This window comes from Pontibacter sp. JAM-7 (assembly GCF_048548695.2).
Classification (GTDB): domain Bacteria; phylum Pseudomonadota; class Gammaproteobacteria; order Pseudomonadales; family Balneatricaceae; genus Neptuniibacter.
The window spans coordinates 496,620-515,376 of record NZ_JBLYIF020000001.1 but is presented as its reverse complement, the minus strand read 5'-3'; the positions used below and the strand labels follow the sequence as shown (position 1 = coordinate 515,376).

22 protein-coding genes and 1 tRNA gene are annotated in these 18,757 nt (G+C 51.2%); 10 read left to right on the top strand and 13 right to left on the bottom strand.

The window, feature by feature from the left end; all coding sequences use genetic code 11:
- Nucleotides 1-2 precede the first annotated feature (2 nt).
- A tRNA-Asp gene (locus tag ACFVYJ_RS02265) sits at nt 3-76 on the bottom strand.
- A gap of 304 nt (nt 77-380) precedes the next feature.
- Between ACFVYJ_RS02265 and ACFVYJ_RS02260 the strand changes: the two genes are divergently transcribed.
- Complete coding sequence (locus ACFVYJ_RS02260) at nt 381-944, top strand: SecY-interacting protein Syd (RefSeq protein WP_419414561.1); 564 nt, start codon at nt 381-383, stop codon at nt 942-944.
- Nucleotides 945-948: 4 nt separating this feature from the next.
- The gene (locus tag ACFVYJ_RS02255; protein WP_419414560.1) at nt 949-1,515 is read left to right on the top strand and encodes a YajG family lipoprotein; all 567 of its coding nucleotides are present in this window, start codon (nt 949-951) and stop codon (nt 1,513-1,515) included.
- A 46-nt stretch (nt 1,516-1,561) separates the two neighbouring features.
- Here ACFVYJ_RS02255 and ACFVYJ_RS02250 read toward each other — a convergent pair whose 3' ends face one another.
- Nucleotides 1,562-2,227, bottom strand: a complete 666-nt coding sequence (locus tag ACFVYJ_RS02250; RefSeq protein ID WP_419414559.1) for a DNA-3-methyladenine glycosylase I — start codon at nt 2,225-2,227, stop codon at nt 1,562-1,564.
- 232 nt (nt 2,228-2,459) lie between these two features.
- Between ACFVYJ_RS02250 and ACFVYJ_RS02245 the strand changes: the two genes are divergently transcribed.
- Nucleotides 2,460-3,674: a pyridoxal phosphate-dependent aminotransferase gene (locus tag ACFVYJ_RS02245; RefSeq protein ID WP_419414558.1), complete on the top strand. Its 1,215-nt coding sequence runs from the start codon at nt 2,460-2,462 to the stop codon at nt 3,672-3,674.
- A gap of 129 nt (nt 3,675-3,803) precedes the next feature.
- A complete protein-coding gene (locus ACFVYJ_RS02240; protein WP_419414557.1) occupies nt 3,804-4,172 on the top strand; it encodes a hypothetical protein in 369 nt (122 codons plus the stop codon).
- A 28-nt stretch (nt 4,173-4,200) separates the two neighbouring features.
- On the opposite strand, the gene ACFVYJ_RS02235 is transcribed toward ACFVYJ_RS02240, so the two are convergent.
- Together ACFVYJ_RS02235 and ACFVYJ_RS02230 are read right to left on the bottom strand one after the other, a co-directional pair.
- Nucleotides 4,201-4,683 (bottom strand): hypothetical protein, encoded by a 483-nt coding sequence (locus tag ACFVYJ_RS02235; protein WP_419414556.1) that lies wholly within the window; start codon nt 4,681-4,683, stop codon nt 4,201-4,203.
- Entirely contained in the window at nt 4,674-5,597 is a 924-nt protein-coding gene (locus ACFVYJ_RS02230; RefSeq protein WP_419414555.1) for a class I SAM-dependent methyltransferase, read from the bottom strand. The genes ACFVYJ_RS02235 and ACFVYJ_RS02230 overlap by 10 nt, the downstream gene beginning before the upstream one ends.
- A gap of 173 nt (nt 5,598-5,770) precedes the next feature.
- On the opposite strand from ACFVYJ_RS02230, the gene htpX reads away from it, so the two are divergent.
- On the top strand, nt 5,771-6,655 hold the full coding sequence (gene htpX, locus ACFVYJ_RS02225; RefSeq protein ID WP_419414554.1) for a protease HtpX: 885 nt from the start codon (nt 5,771-5,773) through the stop codon (nt 6,653-6,655).
- A 342-nt stretch (nt 6,656-6,997) separates the two neighbouring features.
- On the opposite strand, the gene ACFVYJ_RS02220 is transcribed toward htpX, so the two are convergent.
- Genes ACFVYJ_RS02220 through pdxB form a run of 3 tightly spaced genes read right to left on the bottom strand, consistent with a single transcriptional unit; the run spans nt 6,998 to nt 10,009 of the window.
- Nucleotides 6,998-8,110, bottom strand: a complete 1,113-nt coding sequence (locus ACFVYJ_RS02220; protein WP_419414553.1) for an ATP-NAD kinase family protein — start codon at nt 8,108-8,110, stop codon at nt 6,998-7,000.
- Nucleotides 8,111-8,112: 2 nt separating this feature from the next.
- Nucleotides 8,113-8,826 (bottom strand): flagellar brake protein, encoded by a 714-nt coding sequence (locus ACFVYJ_RS02215; RefSeq protein ID WP_419414552.1) that lies wholly within the window; start codon nt 8,824-8,826, stop codon nt 8,113-8,115.
- A gap of 37 nt (nt 8,827-8,863) precedes the next feature.
- Nucleotides 8,864-10,009, bottom strand: a complete 1,146-nt coding sequence (gene pdxB / locus ACFVYJ_RS02210) for a 4-phosphoerythronate dehydrogenase PdxB (RefSeq protein ID WP_419414551.1) — start codon at nt 10,007-10,009, stop codon at nt 8,864-8,866.
- A 74-nt stretch (nt 10,010-10,083) separates the two neighbouring features.
- Between pdxB and ACFVYJ_RS02205 the strand changes: the two genes are divergently transcribed.
- The 5 genes from ACFVYJ_RS02205 (at nt 10,084) to ACFVYJ_RS02185 (ending at nt 13,958) form a co-directional block, all read left to right on the top strand.
- On the top strand, nt 10,084-10,338 hold the full coding sequence (locus ACFVYJ_RS02205) for a hypothetical protein (protein WP_419414550.1): 255 nt from the start codon (nt 10,084-10,086) through the stop codon (nt 10,336-10,338).
- 121 nt (nt 10,339-10,459) lie between these two features.
- Nucleotides 10,460-12,115: a methyl-accepting chemotaxis protein gene (locus ACFVYJ_RS02200; protein WP_419414549.1), complete on the top strand. Its 1,656-nt coding sequence runs from the start codon at nt 10,460-10,462 to the stop codon at nt 12,113-12,115.
- Between the two features lie 307 nt (nt 12,116-12,422).
- On the top strand, nt 12,423-12,887 hold the full coding sequence (locus tag ACFVYJ_RS02195; RefSeq protein WP_419414548.1) for a hypothetical protein: 465 nt from the start codon (nt 12,423-12,425) through the stop codon (nt 12,885-12,887).
- Between the two features lie 2 nt (nt 12,888-12,889).
- Entirely contained in the window at nt 12,890-13,480 is a 591-nt protein-coding gene (locus ACFVYJ_RS02190; protein ID WP_419414547.1) for an SCO family protein, read from the top strand.
- 10 nt (nt 13,481-13,490) lie between these two features.
- Nucleotides 13,491-13,958, top strand: a complete 468-nt coding sequence (locus ACFVYJ_RS02185; protein WP_419414546.1) for a copper chaperone PCu(A)C — start codon at nt 13,491-13,493, stop codon at nt 13,956-13,958.
- Here ACFVYJ_RS02185 and ACFVYJ_RS02180 read toward each other — a convergent pair.
- From ACFVYJ_RS02180 to soxZ, 6 genes are all read right to left on the bottom strand, one after another.
- Nucleotides 13,952-14,506: an elongation factor P hydroxylase gene (locus tag ACFVYJ_RS02180; RefSeq protein WP_419414545.1), complete on the bottom strand. Its 555-nt coding sequence runs from the start codon at nt 14,504-14,506 to the stop codon at nt 13,952-13,954. The two genes, ACFVYJ_RS02185 and ACFVYJ_RS02180, sit on opposite strands and share 7 nt — an antisense overlap.
- Before the next feature lie 8 nt (nt 14,507-14,514).
- Nucleotides 14,515-15,156, bottom strand: coding sequence for a hypothetical protein (locus ACFVYJ_RS02175; RefSeq protein WP_419414544.1), 642 nt, complete (start codon nt 15,154-15,156; stop codon nt 14,515-14,517).
- Between the two features lie 65 nt (nt 15,157-15,221).
- A complete protein-coding gene (gene soxB / locus ACFVYJ_RS02170; RefSeq protein WP_419414543.1) occupies nt 15,222-16,997 on the bottom strand; it encodes a thiosulfohydrolase SoxB in 1,776 nt (591 codons plus the stop codon).
- Between the two features lie 69 nt (nt 16,998-17,066).
- Nucleotides 17,067-17,525, bottom strand: coding sequence for a hypothetical protein (locus ACFVYJ_RS02165; protein ID WP_419414542.1), 459 nt, complete (start codon nt 17,523-17,525; stop codon nt 17,067-17,069).
- An 11-nt stretch (nt 17,526-17,536) separates the two neighbouring features.
- Nucleotides 17,537-18,412 carry a sulfur oxidation c-type cytochrome SoxA gene (gene soxA, locus ACFVYJ_RS02160; protein WP_419414541.1) on the bottom strand — a complete coding sequence of 292 codons (876 nt, stop codon included), beginning with the start codon at nt 18,410-18,412 and terminating at the stop codon, nt 17,537-17,539.
- 24 nt (nt 18,413-18,436) lie between these two features.
- On the bottom strand, nt 18,437-18,754 hold the full coding sequence (gene soxZ, locus ACFVYJ_RS02155) for a thiosulfate oxidation carrier complex protein SoxZ (protein WP_419414540.1): 318 nt from the start codon (nt 18,752-18,754) through the stop codon (nt 18,437-18,439).
- Nucleotides 18,755-18,757 lie beyond the last annotated feature (3 nt).

Genomic DNA, 18,757 nt, shown 5'->3' with positions numbered 1-18,757 from the left:
GGCGGAACGGACGGGACTCGAACCCGCGACCCCCTGCGTGACAGGCAGGTATTCTAACCAACTGAACTACCGCTCCACATGGACCGATCTACGCTGAAACATCCGTGATTCTTGCCTTGTGAGCGTGAATCTGAGCACCAACTTGTGAGTGAAGCGCCCCAAACGGAGTGCGCATTTTACGTGTTTTAGACCGCTTGTCAAACCCCGAAATAAAAAAAAACATAAACCCCGCAAAATTGCACAATCCTTGTACAAATCAGTAAGTTATAGGTACCGAAATGTCCTGTTGATCGACCTTGCAACACGCTCAGCCGCTGGCTTTTACTAAAGGCTTAACAGTATGCTCTGCAACGCCTTTTTAACTTTAAGATTCAAATACCATGAGCCTGACACCTACCGAAATTGCTCTCGATCGCTTTATGCATGACCTACGACAACTCCAGCCTGAAGCACCCCGCCAACCCTACTCCGCTGAATGGCTGTCCGATTGTTACCAACAACACGCGGCAGATGGCGTATCTGTCGGCTGGCGGCCGACGCTACAGGCGGAAAAGCATGATATGTTTCAACGCCTCAGCGAGGCATTAGAGGAACCGATTCACCCAGATATTGTCAGCTACTACGGCCGCTATTGGTCCGACCCGCTACCTGCCCGTCGGGGCGAAGACCAGCTCACTCTGCTGCAGGTCTGGAATCCTGCTGACCTAGAGCGACTGAGAGAGAACCTGATAGGCCATGCGCTGAACAAACGCCGTGCAAAAGCATCACTGACCTTGTTCTTTGCCTGTGTAGAGCCCAATAGTGAATGGTTTATCAGCCTTGACAATACAAACGGCAACGTGTTGCTGGAAGCACCAGGCAAACCGGCTATACGGGAACTGTCGGATTCGCTGCCAGATTTCTTAAACAGCCTGACGCCAACCCCTATACCTGACCAGGAATAACCAGATGCGCTCATACTTTATTCTCAGCTTAACTTTTCTGGCAATGCTTAGTGGCTGCTCTGCCTTCGTCGCACAAACCGTGCAACCGGAACCACAAGTCAGCTTTAACCGTGCATTACCCCCGGGGGTTCGTATCCAATTGGAAACCGCCGATTTACGTCGCAGCCAGAAGCTGGGCAACCGACTCAACAGCCGTAATCAACAGGTGCCTGTTAGCGCTATAGACCTTGCCGCCACCCTCAATAAAAGCCTGCAAGATGCGGTGATTGCTGCAGGTATCAACTTAGCCCCTTCTGCCATGAAATTCAGGCTGGAACTGACTCAGCTAAGTTACAAAGCAAATCCCGAAGGGCCAGGTCAAACCGTTACCGTCACCGCAGCTATGCGTATCCGGCTAGACAACAGCGCTGAACATTACATGGGGCAATACTCCACCTCTCAGGAACAGCGTTTTGTCACCACTCCCAACGAAGGAGATAACGCCCACCTGATCAACCGGGCGCTGGAAGCGACCCTGCAACGCGGCCTAAATGACCCGCAACTCCTCGACTTTATGCAGAGTCATCAGTAAAGAACCTGGCCGGGTAATATTTCCGTAAGCCCGATTATTACAGGGTCTAGCCTACCGTATAAGCCAACAAACGGCTGATCTGACACATCGGCCGACCTGACTCAGCGTGCCAGGCATTAAAGGCAGACTGCACGCTGGCCAGATCGGCTTTAGATGTTGGCCGTTTATCCACCACTCCCTGCGCTTTGAGTGCTGCCACCACATCATCAGTAAAAATAAAGGTATCCTTACCCGCCATTCGCAGAAAATAAGCACTTGAGTTGCCGCCAAGTTGACGGCCATGAGCTTGCAGCGTTCGCCATAAGCCTATGATATCGGTCACCGGCCAGTACGCCAGAAAGCTGGCAAAACTACCATGTTTACGCGCCAGGTCATCCACCATCAAAGCATTTACCCGCGTCGCTTTAATTTTGCCCCAGTGCCTGATCAGATCGGCATTTTGCATCAGCTGTTCCAGCTGCTCATCACTCATCAAGCTGATTTTCTCGGGTGAAAAGCCAAAAAAAGCCTGTTCAAAAGCAGGCCATTTCGCATCCACCACGGCGTGTTTAATGCCCGCCCGAAACACCCGTCGACTTAGCGTACTGAGCAAGCGGTCATCAGGTACAGTTTGTAATTCGGCAACCGTTAGAGGAACCGGCAGGCTTGACTCCAGCAGGGCTTTATCATGTCGGTCACATGCATGTTGGTAGAGCCAGTCAAAGCTTTTCATCACATATACCTTTACTTAAACAGCCAGCAACATACCTGACGCAACCCTTGGCAAACCGTCAGCATGACCACAAACACCACTGTAGATTCTCTGCCCTAAGGCGATAGCTATGTTTAACATGGTAAAAAGCGTATTATTTAGCGCTATTTTTTACGGCGTTTTGATGCGCCTTAATTCGTCACCATCACCCCCTGACTAATAGCGAGCATCATGGGGGTCACGGAAGGTAAACATGCCAGTTATCCGGAAATCAAACAAGCTGATCAACGTCTGTTATGACATTCGCGGCCCTGTGCTGCAGGAAGCCAAACGTCTCGAGGAAGAGGGACACCGTATTCTTAAATTGAATATTGGCAATCCCGCGCCCTGGGGCTTTGATGCCCCGGAAGAGCTGGTTCAGGACGTGATCTATAACCTGCCTCACTCGCAGGGGTATTGTGATTCCAAAGGTTTGTTTTCCGCCCGTAAAGCCATTATGCAGGAGTGCCAGAAAAAACGTATTCCTAACGTTGGCATAGAGGATATCTACATCGGTAACGGTGTATCCGAGCTGATCGTAATGTCGATGCAGGGGCTGCTGAATGACACCGACGAGATGCTGATTCCTGCGCCGGATTATCCATTATGGACTGCAGCAGTGAGCCTGAGTGGTGGTAATCCGGTCCATTATCGCTGTGATGAAAGCCAAGGCTGGATTCCGGATATTGAAGATATTCGCAGCAAGATTACCGAGCGCACCCGCGGTATTGTCGTAATCAACCCGAACAACCCAACCGGCGCGGTCTACCCACCTGCCCTGCTGGAACAGATTATGGATGTCGCCCGGGAACACAAACTGATCGTGTTTGCTGATGAAATCTACGACAAGATTCTCTACGATGAAGCTCAGCATACCTCGCTGGCATCGCTAGGCGATGATGTACTGTGCATCACCTTTAACGGCCTGTCCAAAACGTACCGCGCGGCGGGTTACCGCTCCGGCTGGATGATTGTCAGCGGGCCAAAACATAAAGCCCGCGACTACATCGAAGGCCTGGATATGCTGTCCAGCATGCGGCTCTGCTCTAATGTTCCCACCCAGCATGCGATTCAGACCGCACTGGGCGGTTATCAAAGTATCAATGAGTACATCACACCCGGTGGTCGTCTGTATGAACAGCGTAATCTTGCCTGGGAGATGCTCAACGATATCCCAGGCGTTAGCTGTACCAAGCCAGACGGTGCCATGTACCTGTTTCCGAAACTCGATCCGGAAGTCTATCCGATCAAGAACGATGAGAAGCTGGCACTGGACCTGTTACAACAACAGAAAGTCTTAATTGTTCAGGGTAGCGGTTTCAACCTGCCAGACACCCAGCACTTCAGACTGGTATTCCTGCCTCGGGAAGATGAACTGCGTGAAGCCATTGAGCGCATTGGCCAGTTCCTGAAAAGCTACGAACAATAACAGCCATAGACACTGCACTACACGGCCTGTAGTTTTTTTACAAAAACACAGGCCAATGTCTCCTTTTTGTCATAAAAAAGGAGTATAGTGTAAGCGTACTACAAATAACGAATAAGTAGAGTGTCTTAAATGTTTATCAAAATCCGTAAAAACTGCGGCATCCTGTTGGAACAGAACGGTCTGGAAAAGCGCCATTTGGTGCCAGTAACATCGAACTTCCTGATTAACCTCAACCAGGTAGGCGAAGTCTCTTTTTACACAATTAAGGAAGAGAAGAAGCGGCTGGATCTGGAACATCACGAGCTCACAATCCCGGTACATACCCGTGTGATTCACTTACAGATGTCGTACCTGCACAGCACGTATAAAGAAACCGTCAATGACCAGAAAGCCAATATGGCTGATCGCTGTTTCTACAAGCTGTATTTTCTGCCGGAAGAGATGGGGCAGTATGAAATCATACGCCAGCAGATCGAAGCCCTGGTGTTAAACCAGTAAAAGGCTCAGACCGCCTGAGCACGACTGTTCAGGCGGTACCATTTTCCAGTAACAGCGTGATATTCGCCAGAATATCATCCACATCCTGTTTCGCCCTGTGCCTGCGATGCTGGCCCTTGGTCAAAACACTGTAAGCAACCAGCTGTTTCTCATTCAACAACTCTTCTAAACCCACCAGCCGGAAGGGCATAGTCTCTTCTGCTGCTGCATACAAACGGCTAAGCCAAAAGTGATCAAACTGCACGGCATCACTGATGACACGCTTGCCAGCCAATGCCCGTAATTTCTCACAGGCAGTGTAGATATCCACCCCATCAAGGCAAAGTAATTCCCGGTCGATGCCATGCACCTCTTCTGCAAACTCATCCCAATGATCCCAATCAGCAGCAGATTCAGGGTTAATCAGAAAATTATCCGACTGCCCGGTAATGGCATTTTTCCAGGCTACCTCAATGGGGTATGAATCAGTGCTTAAACCACTGGCTTCCAGATCGATACAGATTAGGTCCATGCGCGACACTCTCCCTTATCAGATATCGATTTTGCATACACCAGAGCTTTCAACCCCTGTTCAGAGTTAGGCTCAGGAAAATCAGCCGGATTGGCTAATCGCTGCTCAAACGCGAACTGCGGACTATGACGCAGCATCAGTTGCTGCAAAAACGCACAATCATGTTGCGGATCATTATGGCAGGCCAACACCTTAGCGTTATCCGTCGTTAAGCCATCCAGGCGTTGCATCACCCGCTGATAATCTTTGCTCGCCACAAAACTGCCTTTTTGAAAACTCGGTGGATCCATGACTACCAGATCATAAGGTCCAAATTTTTTCACCTTACCCCAGGAGCGAAACAGATCATGCGCCATAAACTTCACTTGATCCAGTGACTGACCATTTAACCGATGATTAGTGCGCCCGGTGTTGAGTGCCGATGACGACATATCCAGATTCACTACCGCTCGTGCCCCGCCTGACAATGCTGCCACCGAAAAACCACAAGTATAAGCAAACAAATTTAAGATACGCTTACCGGCAGCATGCTCACGTACCCAGCTCCGGCCTTCACGCATATCCAGAAACAACCCGGCATTCTGTTTACCCAACAACCTGACTTCATACTGTAATCCGTTTTCGGTCACGGTAAGGCGCTCAGGCACCGTCCCGGACAACACCCTATCACGCGGCCCACCGGTAACAAAACGTTCCTGAAGTACCAATGCATTGACCCCCGGCTCTGACTCGAGTGCCTGAGAGAGATCTGCGACAAGTTCGGCAGGCAGCGGTTGATACAGGCGAATCACGGCCACCGGAGGAAACCAGTCAATCACCAGTGCTTCCAGTCCCGGATATAAACCAGAGCGGCCATGAAACAAACGACGCACTTCGCCCTGGGCCAACGCCAACTGAGCTGTTACCTGCGACATCACTATGCTTTTCAAAGCACTCTCTACTCACTGGATAAAACCGACGATTATAGAAAGCTTAATCCACCTAGGCCAGACGTAAAACGTCGATTAGTCGATAGTTGCCTACTTGAAACTTAAACCCTCTACCCTCATCTAATTGACAGATTTAACTTAAGGGACATTGAAGTCTTATGATGCGTATCGGCCTTTTCCTGCTCACCAATATCGCTGTGCTGATTGTGGCCAGCATTACCCTGAATTTACTCGGGGTTAATCACTATATCTCCGGCTCCGGCCTGGATCTTGGCAACCTGCTGGTATTCTGCGCAGTGTTCGGCTTTGCCGGCTCTCTGATTTCACTGCTGCTTTCGAAAACCATGGCTAAAATGTCCACCCGCACCAAAATCATCGAACAACCCAGTAATGCCGATGAAAAATGGTTGCTGGACACCGTCGCTGAACTGGCTGAAAAAGCCGGTATTAAAATGCCACAAGTCGGAATTTTCCCGGCTCAGCAAGCCAACGCCTTTGCCACTGGCTGGAACAAAAATGATGCGTTGGTCGCAGTCAGTCTTGGTTTGCTGCAGCGATTTCGCCCTGAAGAAGTTCGTGCCGTCATGGCCCATGAGATTGGTCACGTGGCCAATGGTGACATGGTCACACTGTCACTGGTTCAGGGCGTGGTGAACACTTTTGTCATGTTCTTTGCCCGGGTTGTGGGCTATTTCGTCGACAACATGATGCGCAGTAATAATCAGGCCGGTACGGGTATCGGTTACTACATTACGGTATTCGTATTTGAAATTATCTTCGGCATCTTGGCGTCATTTGTCGTGGCATGGTTCTCCCGTTACCGCGAATTCCGTGCCGACGCCGCAGGCGCCCACCTTTCCAGTAATCACGCAATGATTGCTGCCCTGCAACGCCTGCAGGCCGAATATGGCATGCCGGACCAGATGCCGGGACAACTGACAGCATTTGGCATCAGCAGCCACCTTAAAGGCGGTTTAATGGAATTGATGTCGAGCCACCCGCCGCTGGAAAAACGTATTGCCGCCCTGCGCCAGCAGGTCTGAAAAAAAAGGGCCCATCAGGGCCCTTTTTTAATATCGCTTGTTAGCCTGATTCATCCAGCACACTAAACGATAGAAACGTTGTAAACAGCACCACCGCTATACCAAAAGCGGGAACGGGTATGACTACAACAGAGATAAGTGCCGATAACCATAAATGACAAACCCTTATCCAACATGCTTGCTGCTTACGAACTTGCCGCTCTGATGGCCGACACAGTTTAAACACACCATCAGGTTGTTGCCGGCTGCCAGGTGGTAATAAACCACATATAAAACACAATAAATAACGAAACACAGAGCACCTCCAAAACCGAAGTGACTCTGTTCAGCATAGGAAAGGCTTCAGTAATCGGCTACCCGATAAAGCACTGCATCACGATAACCCGTAATCACTGGCAATACCCCTGCCAGCATCTGGTTCGCTTCCGGATCGCCACTATCGACGATCAATGGCCGCCCTTCCAGCGCACTCAACTTGGTTTTAGTGGCAATAATATGGATATTCTGCCGGCCAATACGCTTAATTAACTCAGGCGATAGTTGCTGGTTGCCACGGCCAATAATATGCCCCTGCCCGCCAATCAGCGTGATAATAAGCGCACAAGACTGGCCTTCTGTCAGGCTCAATAATTGTGCTGCTGTGCAATCTGCAGCCAACAACTCTCCATCACGCACCAGATCAACACCCAATAAGGTATTCGGCAGACCCAACTGCTCCATCACTGCCGCGACAGTTGAACCAGACCCCATGATATAGCAGGTGCCGGGTTCCATGCGTTCGATGACATCCGCGGCTATATCGTCCAGCACCAAGGCCTCATCCTCCCGGCCACTGTTTTTTACATGCTGTAAGAAACGGTGCTCTGCCGGCACCTGCATTTCGCCGTAAAACCGCGCCCTTACCTGCCCCTGACGAAACGCCTCTTCATCGAGATCGCGCACTTCTTGATCTTCAAGCGTTACCAGATCACCGCGCACCAGCAGTGCCACCAAATCCCCTGCTGCTTTGGGAGTCAGTGCATAAACACCTGAGTGGATTTTGACCCCGGCAGGAATACCCAGTACCGGCACACCTTCCGGCAATACGTCACAAATGTCCCGTGCAGTACCATCGCCACCAGCAAACAACAACAGATCGATGCCCGCCTGGTACAGGTCACGAACTGCATTGCAGGTATCTGCCGGCCGGGTAGCGTCACTACTGATGCTGCCGACGATTTCCGGCTCAAAACCTGCTTCACTGGCAATGTCGGCACCCATTTCGCCAGGATAGGTAACAATTTGCACAGGCATATTCTGCAGAACTTGCAACGCTTGCAAGGTGCGCAAACCGGCTTTAGGCTCAGCGCCCAGGCGTTTAGCTAACACGGCTGTATCGGCCCCATCACTGCCTTTTAATGCAACACTGCCACCCAGTCCCGCCAACGGATTGATGATCAACCCCAACCGAAACATGCCTAGGCCTCCTCTGTATTCAGGATATCCAGGTGCCCTGTCTCCAGCAGAAACTGCTGGTACACAAACGCTGTCAGCATCAGGCGGGTATCTTCATCCAGATCAACAAACTCCAGGCCATGCTGCACAACGCTGGAAACACTGCCCGATTGCGGCTGTAAATTTCTGATTTGAGCAGCGATCAGAATCACTTGATCGATATCACTGACCCTAAGTCTGAAAGTCAGCAGTAAACGGTCATTCACCTTGCCCAGCGCCGTGGGTGTTGATACTGAAGCGCCTTTTACACTGAGATCATTGCAATAGCCGGTTACAGGCCAGTGCATCTGTGGTGTCGTTTGCTCTTCGTAGGGATCTACCGAAATCACCAAATTGACCGGCACCCGGGTATGGCGTCGCAGGCGGCGTACCTCAACCTGTTGTGGGTATTCCAGATGCCAGTAACCATATGGCTGGGCGGCAATTTTCAGCAAACGACTACTGAATGCCGCAATAAAGTTACCACTCATCAGGCGTGCAGTCAGGCGAGCCCCTTCATTAATGGCCAGACCCGAGCGAGGTGCAGCAACTATCAGGCTGGCACTTTCACGCATTCCAATGAGCGTTGTCTGGTAACGCCCGGACGGCGAACGAGTTTCTATCTGAACCCGAGCACCCGGGCGCGGGTCCAGTTCGGCCAGTGTTCGCAGGGATTGGGATGTAAGACTATGAGGCATCCGATGTGTTATTTCATAAAACAATAAAGGCGCAAGCTTACGGTAAATCTGTTGGCTCTGCGAGTTTGAAACCCATTGCCTGATAGAGACTCGACTGTTGACCCGCTTGCACTTGCAGGGATGAGAATTCGCGCCTGACCCGATATTCACGTCGCAACCGATCAAACGCCTCAGCCTGGGTAGCACAAGACGTCAAGGTTGCTCTCAGCAAGGAGTCATCCACCCCAGGATCATAAACCTGGCGCATCACCTGCGCTGGGCTAAGGTGTTCCACAGCAACGGCGCCAGCAGCAGTGGCCGGCAAAAAAGTTTGCAGAGACTGCTGTTCCGTTGCACCGATACATTTTGCCAGTGCCTGATACACCATGTAGCTGCCACGAATCTTGCCATCCAAACTGTAGCCGGCAATGTGGGGTGATATCAGCTTACAATGTTCCGCCAGGGGCAGTGACACCTGTGGTTCATGCTCCCAAACATCCATAATTAACTGCAAATCCGGGCGCTGTTGCGCAACGTTTAATAGCGCAACATTGTCGATAACCGGCCCTCTCCCAGCATTTAGCAGTACCGCATCAGGTCGCAACTGTTTCAGTCGAGACTCATTAAAAAGATGGTAGGTCGGCGCATCCCCTTGTCGGGTTAAAGGCGTATGCAGGCAAACAATATCCGCATCCGACAACACACTCTCAAGACAGGTAAAACCTGATTCATTTTTCGCCCGGAGGGGATCATTAAGCAAAACGTGACAGCCCATGGCCTGCAACCTACTGGCCAGCCGCCCACCGACATTTCCCACACCCACCACACCCCAGGTTAAGCGACAGGGGTCAAAGCCCTGCTGCTCGGCAAGCAAGAAAACTGCACTGAGGACGTAATCAACTACCGCCTCTGCATTGCAGCCCGGGGCACTGCCATGGCTGATACCCACACGGTTCAGATACTCAAGATCGAGATGGTCCGTACCGATGGTAGCCGTACCAACAAACCTGACCGGACTATCACGCAATAATGCTTCATCCACCCGGGTTACAGAGCGCACCAGCAAAGCGTCGATATCAACCAGATCTGCGGGCGTTATGTGCCGACCCGGACGCAAAACAACCTCACCAAGACCTTCACACATGCGGTCGATCATCGGCATATTTTCATCCGCCAGGATGCGTATAGGGGCTTTCAATGTCATCGTAGTCTTTACAAATCCTTTCGCTTGAGGCTCAATGCGCCTCCTCTCTGGTTACCACTCATTACAATCCCGCAATGGTTCACCGCTGGCGCAAAGATACGGCATACCTCCACACCTGGATCTATCAGGATCTGATGGGTGACTGGATTATAACCCGATGCTGGGGAGATACCTGCAGCGGAAACAGCCAGGCCCGTCACAAAATTGCCGGTTCTCTGCCAGCCGCCCGGCAAGAACTCAAACGTATAGCCCGGCGTTGCCGTCATCAGGGCTATCAGCCCTACGATAGTGACGAAACACAATTAGGTTTTGAATTTCCCGATTTCTAAGTTTATACCTTAACTTTTTTACTAAATAGCCGACTCATCATTTACACACTTGGGCGAGGTGGTATATATACCTTAGTGGTAATCAACATAACGATAAAAAAGATAAAAAGTAGAGAACAATATGAAAGAGAGTATCTCGGGCCTGTACTCCAAAAGCTACTTGCCAGCGATCGCCATCGCTGTCATCGCTGCCGGAATTTGCTATAGCCTAAGCGCGGATGTGCGAATTGTGTTGCTTGTCCTGATCAGCACACTGGTAGCAGGAGGCGCTACACTTCTGGTGATTAAAGCTTCCTTTTTCTCTTTACTGCATCATGATGCAGCACAGCTGAACGCTGGTAACACCCGATCCCTAAAAGTGTTGGACAAAATCCTGACGGGGTTCATCTCACTGCATAAAGGGCATAATGAAACGGGCAGTCGCCTGGCATCCAGCTCAAATGCTAATGCTATCGCGGCCGCAGAAGTTTCGTTCACAGCAGATAAGCTCAAAACCAAATTGGACAACCAAGTCACTGAAGTGGCACAAATTGCTCAGAACTCTGAACAAATGATGGTCACTGTTACCCAATCTGCTGAGCAGGCTAAAGTCGCTGCCGATAATGCGATCCAAGCCAAAGACACTGCCAGCCTTGGCCAAACCGGCCTAACCAAGGCCATGCAGGATATTCGTGAACTGAATTCACAAGCCGCTGAAACCTTAACGTTGATTGAGCAGCTGAACGCAAAATCACAAAAAATTCAGGACGTCACTCAGGTGATTGAAGAGATCGCCGAGCAAACCAACCTGCTGGCACTGAATGCCGCCATTGAGGCCGCTCGTGCCGGTGATCATGGTCGCGGGTTTGCTGTGGTCGCGGATGAAGTGCGTCAGCTGGCATCACGCACTGCCAGTGCCACCGGGGAAGTAGAAACCATCGTTGATGAGATTCGCAGTGAAACCGAACAGGTCGTTAGTCGAATCCATACCCTGACCACCGATGTCGAAAATGGCACTCAGGCCATGGAACAAATCAGTGGTCAACTGGGCGGTATCGCCAACCAGTCCTCGATTGTCGAAGAACAGATCTCAACCATTGCTGAAGGCGCTCAGGCTAACCGTCATAACCTTGAAATTATTTCCAGCTCACTGACCCGTGTCGGGCATGAATTGGAAGAAAGTGACCACGAAGTGCAGCATTTGGCGCAACAAGCCGCAGCCCTGATGGAAGCAGCCGAAAAGTCCAACGCTATTCTGGCCAGCGGCAGCGGTGAAAACTACCACAAAACCTTCTATAGCATTGCGCGGTCAGCAGCTGACAAGGTCAGTGCTGCATTTGAAGAAGCCGTCAGATCCGGTCAGATGAGTGAGTCTGATCTGTTTGATCGAAACTATATCCCGATCAACGGTACCAACCCCCAGAAATACCACACCCGGTACGACAACCTGACGGATAAAATCTTGCCCAGTATTCAGGAGCCGGTGCTAAGCGCGGATCAGTCTGTGGTATACGCCATTGTGACCGATCCAAATGGCTATGTGCCTACCCATAACAACCAGTTCGCCAATCCACCCGTTGGCGATCCGGAAGTTGATCTGGTGAAAAGCCGCAGCAAACGTTTATTTAATGATCGTACAGGGGCTCGCTGTGGTTGCCATACTGACAATATGCTGCTGCAAACCTACAAACGTGACACGGGTGAAATCATGCATGACATGTCAGTGCCTATCTTTGTAAATAATCGTCATTGGGGCGGTTTACGCGTCGGCTACTGGCCACATACAAGCAATAATTGATAAACGTATTCGTGTTACTTACTCAAAAAAGCCACCGTTAAGGTGGCTTTTTTATCTAAAAAAACCGCGCCTATTGGCGCGGTGAGTCGGTACTTGAGCGTATGAAGAGCCGTGGCATGCCCTGTAGCATGCATACGACGTCGAGGTGCGAGCAACACCTCTGTTCAACCGCACTTACTATATACGAATGCTAATGATTCGCAATAAGCTTTATTAAAGCTGGCTTATATTTGCCTTCATGCGACAATATGCCGCTTCCGGCTATCCGGGCAACTGCTTACAATGCTCCCTGTAGCTGAGGATCAACATGCAGACAACCAACCGATACCACCTGCTTATCGCTCTTGCTGTAACATGTTGCGGGTTGCTACTGGTGTTACTTTTGGGTCGTCATTGGTTGCCGGCCAACAATACCCCCCTGTCGGTCAGCCCTGATTGTGATATCAGCCAACAGGCTTGTACCGCACGCGATAGCCAACAGGCCATTGCGCTGGAAATTTTGACCCGCCCGGTAACGTCTATGGTGCCTCTGGATATTATGGTTAATCTGGAGAATATTCCTGCCCAAAACGTCACACTCAATCTACAGGGAGTGGATATGTATATGGGCATACATCAGGTGGCACTCAGCCCAACAACCAATCCTGCGCAATGGCAGGGAGAGTTAACACTGGCAATCTGCACAACCGGCGAAATGCGCTGGCAGGCCACTGTGATTGCCCACCATGCTGACAAACAAACGTTGGCCAACTTTGAATTCAGTGCGAGGTGACAATGAAAACCCTAAGAAACCTTCTGGTACTGACTGCCCTTATGCTGGCAGGTATCGCTGTTGCGTTTTACTTTCGGCCTCAGCCAGTTGAGCAACGGCTTGCCATGGGCGATCAACTGGGTGGCAACTTCACCCTGCAGTCCAGCCAGGGTGCGCTCTCGCTGAGCGACCTTAAAGGCAAAGTCGTCATGTTTTATATCGGTTACGCGTCCTGTCCAGATGTGTGCCCTACGGCACTGGCCGTCGCCGCACAAGCTATACAACGCTTACCTGAGCCTAAGCAGAAACTCGTTACTGCGCTGTTTATGAGTGTTGACCCGCAACGTGACAGTCCTGAAAAACTGGCTGACTATACCGCCTTTTTTCATCCTGATTTCAAGGGTGTCACAGGAGAGCGTGAACAAATTGATCAGGTAGTCAGACAGTACGGTGCCTATTACCAAATCAGTAAACTGGAAGATTCAGCGCTGGATTACGCGGTAGACCATTCGTCCCGTCTTTACCTGATTGACCCTCAGGGAAAATTGGTTGCTGCGCTGCCTCATACCATTTCACCGACGCAACTTGCCGCGAAAGTCGCCACCCTTTTATAGGAGATCATTGATGGTTTTACGTCACCATTTTATTGCGCTGAGTACGGCTCTCTGCCTGAGCTTAAGTTGCCTGCTGCAAGCGTCTGAAACAATTGAAAGCAATCATGCCTATGCCCGCGCAACCCCACCGGGACAAACCAACAGTGCCGCCTTTGTCACGCTAACCAACCATACCGATACAGCACTGCAACTCACCTCTGCTGAATCAACCGTAACCGGTTCAGTTGAGTTACATGAGCACCAGCACGACAACGGTGTTATGCGAATGCGTCAGATCTCAGCGATTGATCTACCGGCGGGGGGGCAGGTCAGCCTGCAACCCGGTGGCTACCACATCATGCTAATCGGTTTGCAACAACCATTAATTGCCGGCAGCGAGATCGGGATGACGCTGCACTTTTCAGACGGCAGTGTGAAAAATCTGGTGATGCCGGTGCAGATGCCGGGGACACCACAGCATAAACATGCCCATCACTGACGGCTGAGGTGAAACTCATCCGCAGAGGGCAGACTGCGACCATTTTGCTGGCAAAGCGCGCTGACCAAGCTGTTCAACCGACTGGGTAAGCCCTCTGTCAGCAAGTTTGTCACCTTTGCCAGTACTCGCTGCTGAAACTGCACACTGGGGCCAAAACCACCACCTAAATTGTCTGCGCTAAAGTGAAAGCTGCGGCCGGATGCGATCGTCAATATCCACTCGTACGCCTGAGGGGTGACCTCTACCCGCTCAAACTCAGCCTGCTCATCAGCACTGCGCCCGTCCGGTTTATACCAATACCCATAATCCGGTAGTTGGCGACGCTGCTCACCGGCCACACACCAATGCGCAATTTCATGCAACGCACTGGCGTAAAAACCATGGGCAAAGATAATTCGATGCTGTGGATGGCTATCATCGGCTGGCAGATAGATAGGCTCATCGCTGCCTTTTACCAGAACGGTATTCAGGGAATCGGCAAACAGCTGATGAAACAGCGCAATCAGCGCGTCCAGCTCTGTATCAGAGTCACTCAGGCAAGCAGACATGTCCGCCATTACTCAGCGAAGCGCTGCCAGCTGGTGCCATTTAACCACCAGCTATCGCCCGTAAGCCGGTCAAGGCGCAGGGCAACATAGCCCTTTTTATCCTGATCTGCGCGCAGCAAGCTGATTTCATAATCACCACTGGCGGGCTGTGCCTGATCCTCAAGCGGGAGCCAGCGGGCACTCTGTGCAAGCCAGCTTTCACCACTGACCTGATCATAACGCACCACAATCCAGTCACCCTGTGCCGTATAAGCAGAACTCATACGGTAACTTCCTGACAGGGCGGGTTGCATTGCTGCCATCATGTCCGTCAGCTGATCCAACAAAGCTTCTGTCATATCAGACGATTGCTCGGTTTGTGGCTGAGTTGTTGCAGTATCGGCCATCTGTAGAAGCAGATCGCGTACCGTCTGGATCTGTAATATTAACGCCTGATTCTGCTGCTGCATGTCACCATTCTGGCTCTTCAGTTGCAGCAGGTATTCCTGAATCTTACTGATCCGACCCGATAACTGATCTAGTTGTTCACTGCTCGCTTCAGTTTGAGGCGGTGCAGATGGCGGAGCAGATTCGGGCGGTGCAGGCTGCACCCCCGCGGCATTACACCCGGTGAGTAGCAAACTGCACAGCAATAAATGTCGCATCAGCATGGCAGGTTCCATTGCGGTTCTTAAAGGCGGTATTTAAACAGAATTGCGCACAGTCTGCGACCGGATCAATCATGATTGGCGCTGTAGTCAGCCAGTCCGGCATTCCCTTTAACACCTTTCAGGCGGGGGGTATTCAGCTTACTGATACTGGCCTGTTTTCTGTCACGCAGATATTCAGCAACCACATCCCAGATAGGAGGGCCATCGGACGCTGAACCCACTGAGGCCCAGCCCGCGACCTTATATTGTTTACCCGCTTCAATTTTTTCGCCATTATCCAGACGCATGTCTGAGATACGGCCACCAATTTTCTGCGTAGGGTCACAAACATAATCCATGCCCCCTACGCGCACCATATCGCCACCGGACTGCAGATAAGGTTCCGGGTTGAACAGGTTGTCTGCCACATCTTCCAGGATCAGTTTCAGCTCCGCCCCTTTCATTTCGCGCACATAGGTTTCCGGATAAGTCACACAGGTCTGATCCAATACATGTTCCATGGTAACCATTTGACCTTGCATCACCGCTGTCCCCCAGCGAAAGCCGGGCGACAGTGAGATCTGCGCATCCTGCACCACTCGCTGGGCATCACAAATCAACTGATCAAACGTGCCATTAAAGTTGCCTCGCCGGAACATTACCCGATCAGCAACCGCCAGCTCTTCACACAGCCAGGGCAGATAGGGTTGGCGCTCCTGTTCGATCAGGCGACTCATAGCCGGGTCCGCAGGAATCAATTCGGAAAATACCGGCAGCAACCGATAGTGAAAGTCTTTTACCCGACCATTGGCAACGCTCAGGTCCAGCACAGCCAGGAACTTGCCATTCGAGCCTGCATTGCAAACCAGCGTTTGCCCACCACTATTTTTAACCACACTCGGCGCTGGCATGCCGTCATGGGTATGGCCGCCCAGAATCACGTCGATACCGGACACCCTGGCAGCCATTGCCAGATCAACATCCATGCCGTTATGGGACAAAACGATCACCGCATCAACTTTGTCTTTCTGGCGCAACTGATCAACCAGCTTTTGCAGTTCAGCGTCGTGTATGTCAAAGCTCCAGTCAGGGATAAAACGAGCGGGATTGGCAATTTTAGTGCGAGGAAAAGCCTGCCCGATCACGGCAATTCTGGCATCACCTAATTCACGGATACTATAAGGCTTAAAGACCCGGCCGCTGGCTTCATCATGGAGATATTCATCAGCACCATTAAACAGCGCATCTTCGGTAATAAAAATATTATGCGCCAGGAACTCGCCATTAAATGCGGCTATGTTGCGTAACACTTCAGCCTGCGGGTAGGTGAACTCCCAGTGGCCGGTCATCAAATCCACACCCAAAGCATTACTGGCCCGGACCATATCCATGCCACGGGTTTTGAAGGCGGTGCCTGAGCCCTGCCAGGTATCACCACCATCCAGCAACAGGGTTTTCTCACTGCCATACCCCTGACGCAGGCGGTTTATCAAGGTTTTTAGATGGGCAAAACCTCCCACCTTGCCATACTGTGTTGCAGCCTGCTGAAAGTCCAGATGACTAAACGCGTGGGCCTCCAGTGTTCCAGGCTTAATACCAAAATGCTGCAGCAACTTTTCACCCACCAGGTGTGGTGCTTGATTACAGGCCTGACCAACACCCAAATTAACGTGGGGCTCACGATAATAAACCGGCAATAGCTGGGCATGACAATCAGTCATATGCAGCAAACGCACATTGCCATGGTTTGGCAAATCATAGAGTTGTTCAGGCTGATTAGCCGCACGCAGCGAGGTAGGCAGCAGGCCCGCCGCACTTGCCAGGCCCATTAAGCGGGTAAATTCTCGACGGCTCATGGACATAGTGCTCACCCGAATCAGGTATGGAAAAAGGGTTGCCGGTCACCCCTGAAGCCATTCCGGCAGATTAGCTTATTTTGGTACTGTTTTTGGTACTGTTTTTGGTACTGCGTCCAGCCAGTGCTGATTGGCATGGTGCGCTTGTCTGATGCCCATTCGCGCATGATATTTCGCCTGCGCCGCCAGATGCATGGCTAACTGATAATCACCCGACAGTAATGCTGTTTCAGCCGCTTGCAATATTCCCGCTGTTAACTTCCATTCAAAACCCAGCGCCGCCACTTCGCTATTTTTCGCTTTCGCCGAAGCGAGCAGCACGGTCGCATTGGCGAGGGTGGCAGGTTGTTCCGCTTCACGTTCTTCCGGGTGAGTAGTGGTGTACTGCCTACCCTGCCAGACAAACTGATGCCCCCTGCCGTACATCGCCCGGTTGCTTTCAAAAGCCTCTGCAAAAGAGGTGGCTTCGGCAGCATATAACGGGGCGGCAAATGCCACCAGCCAGCTTAATACCAGACCTCGCCATAGATTCATGCCTGCACGCCTCATTTTCTGGCACCCGGGCCATTTACAACCAGCCCGTTCGCCATATAAGTCTGAAAATATTCCAGATTTCTGAAGGTATCGGATTGTGGTTTTAATGGCTTCGAGCGAGAGTCGCGGTGGCAACCTTCATAACGACGATGCAGGGTGCCTAACTCCCCCCACTTCGAACGCACCACCGGAAAATGGGTCGTCTGCCCCAGAGCAGGGCCCGGCAGGTCGGCACGAATAAAGATATTACTGCCCGCCATATGACAATTAGCGCAGGACAGGTTTAACTGGCCACGCTTGGTATAGTAGAAACGTTTACCCTCTTCATAGGCTGCCAACGCGCGGGGGTCATCCTGAGGCACTTTAATCGCGAATAATTTGCCCCGGGATGTCCAGGCCATATAAGCAGAGATTTGCGCGAGGGGCCCTTTTTTCCAGCCAAAGGGTTGTTCGCCATGGCGCTGCCGACACTCATTGATTTCCTGCTCAAGCGTTTTTACCCTACCCTCTGCCCGGTTCCAGTAAGGGTAATTTTGCCGGATAGCAATGCCACCATTATCAAAGCAGTCCGCATAGCTTTTGCCATTGGCAAAGGGGGTGTTAAACAGTATTTCACCCGCTTCCAGATCAAACTCGTAGGGCGGAAACTCTTCCAGTGCTTGCCACTGCTCTCGAGAAGCCGCATCCAGCGCATAAATGCCGTTTACATAATCATTAATATCAACATCCGGGAAACGTTGCAGGTAATAAGACCTCAGCGCCAGCCGGTCGACTTCGGGGTTGGTCTGACCCGCCACCAACTCAGCACCGACGGCAACCCATGGCGTTAGTGCCACAAAAATTACACACAGCAGATGTTGCCTAACGCCACACATACTCTTTCCCATCAGACCCTGATTACAGCTAATACGTCAGCGAATTTTGGCAACTTCCGTTGCCGATTTCCCGGTGTTTTCTTGCCACTTAATCACCAGTTCATCGCCACTCGCTCCACCGACGAAATAAAAGGAAAAATATGGATTCTTGGAAACAGGTGTACTCATATTGGCAGCAAATACCAATTTATCAGCGTGCTCTACTGTTAACTCCTGCAGGTATCGGGCAGGTATCGTTTCACCCGTAACTTTATCCTTACGCTGTCCGGTTTCCATGATGTGTTTCGCCATCATCTTCACTTGAGTTTTATCACCTACCACCTTGGCTTTAACTCTGATAATACCGTCTGCCATAAC

Bases quoted from the DNA above. Each gene is read 5' to 3' on its own strand.
- ACFVYJ_RS02205 (WP_419414550.1), top strand. From the start codon at position 10,084: ATGGTTCACCGCTGGCGCAAAGATACGGCATACCTCCACACCTGGATC.
- ACFVYJ_RS02230 (WP_419414555.1), bottom strand. From the start codon at position 5,597: ATGTCGCAGGTAACAGCTCAGTTGGCGTTGGCCCAGGGCGAAGTGCGT.
- ACFVYJ_RS02215 (WP_419414552.1), bottom strand. From the start codon at position 8,826: ATGCCTCATAGTCTTACATCCCAATCCCTGCGAACACTGGCCGAACTG.
- ACFVYJ_RS02245 (WP_419414558.1), top strand. From the start codon at position 2,460: ATGCCAGTTATCCGGAAATCAAACAAGCTGATCAACGTCTGTTATGAC.
- ACFVYJ_RS02255 (WP_419414560.1), top strand. From the start codon at position 949: ATGCGCTCATACTTTATTCTCAGCTTAACTTTTCTGGCAATGCTTAGT.
- ACFVYJ_RS02195 (WP_419414548.1), top strand. From the start codon at position 12,423: ATGCAGACAACCAACCGATACCACCTGCTTATCGCTCTTGCTGTAACA.
- ACFVYJ_RS02260 (WP_419414561.1), top strand. From the start codon at position 381: ATGAGCCTGACACCTACCGAAATTGCTCTCGATCGCTTTATGCATGAC.
- ACFVYJ_RS02165 (WP_419414542.1), bottom strand. From the start codon at position 17,525: ATGAATCTATGGCGAGGTCTGGTATTAAGCTGGCTGGTGGCATTTGCC.
- soxB (WP_419414543.1), bottom strand. From the start codon at position 16,997: ATGTCCATGAGCCGTCGAGAATTTACCCGCTTAATGGGCCTGGCAAGT.
- ACFVYJ_RS02180 (WP_419414545.1), bottom strand. From the start codon at position 14,506: ATGTCTGCTTGCCTGAGTGACTCTGATACAGAGCTGGACGCGCTGATT.
- ACFVYJ_RS02240 (WP_419414557.1), top strand. From the start codon at position 3,804: ATGTTTATCAAAATCCGTAAAAACTGCGGCATCCTGTTGGAACAGAAC.
- pdxB (WP_419414551.1), bottom strand. From the start codon at position 10,009: ATGACATTGAAAGCCCCTATACGCATCCTGGCGGATGAAAATATGCCG.
- soxA (WP_419414541.1), bottom strand. From the start codon at position 18,412: ATGGGAAAGAGTATGTGTGGCGTTAGGCAACATCTGCTGTGTGTAATT.
- ACFVYJ_RS02185 (WP_419414546.1), top strand. From the start codon at position 13,491: ATGGTTTTACGTCACCATTTTATTGCGCTGAGTACGGCTCTCTGCCTG.
- ACFVYJ_RS02235 (WP_419414556.1), bottom strand. From the start codon at position 4,683: ATGGACCTAATCTGTATCGATCTGGAAGCCAGTGGTTTAAGCACTGAT.
- ACFVYJ_RS02190 (WP_419414547.1), top strand. From the start codon at position 12,890: ATGAAAACCCTAAGAAACCTTCTGGTACTGACTGCCCTTATGCTGGCA.
- ACFVYJ_RS02220 (WP_419414553.1), bottom strand. From the start codon at position 8,110: ATGTTTCGGTTGGGGTTGATCATCAATCCGTTGGCGGGACTGGGTGGC.
- ACFVYJ_RS02200 (WP_419414549.1), top strand. From the start codon at position 10,460: ATGAAAGAGAGTATCTCGGGCCTGTACTCCAAAAGCTACTTGCCAGCG.
- ACFVYJ_RS02175 (WP_419414544.1), bottom strand. From the start codon at position 15,156: ATGCTGATGCGACATTTATTGCTGTGCAGTTTGCTACTCACCGGGTGT.
- soxZ (WP_419414540.1), bottom strand. From the start codon at position 18,754: ATGGCAGACGGTATTATCAGAGTTAAAGCCAAGGTGGTAGGTGATAAA.
- htpX (WP_419414554.1), top strand. From the start codon at position 5,771: ATGATGCGTATCGGCCTTTTCCTGCTCACCAATATCGCTGTGCTGATT.
- ACFVYJ_RS02250 (WP_419414559.1), bottom strand. From the start codon at position 2,227: ATGAAAAGCTTTGACTGGCTCTACCAACATGCATGTGACCGACATGAT.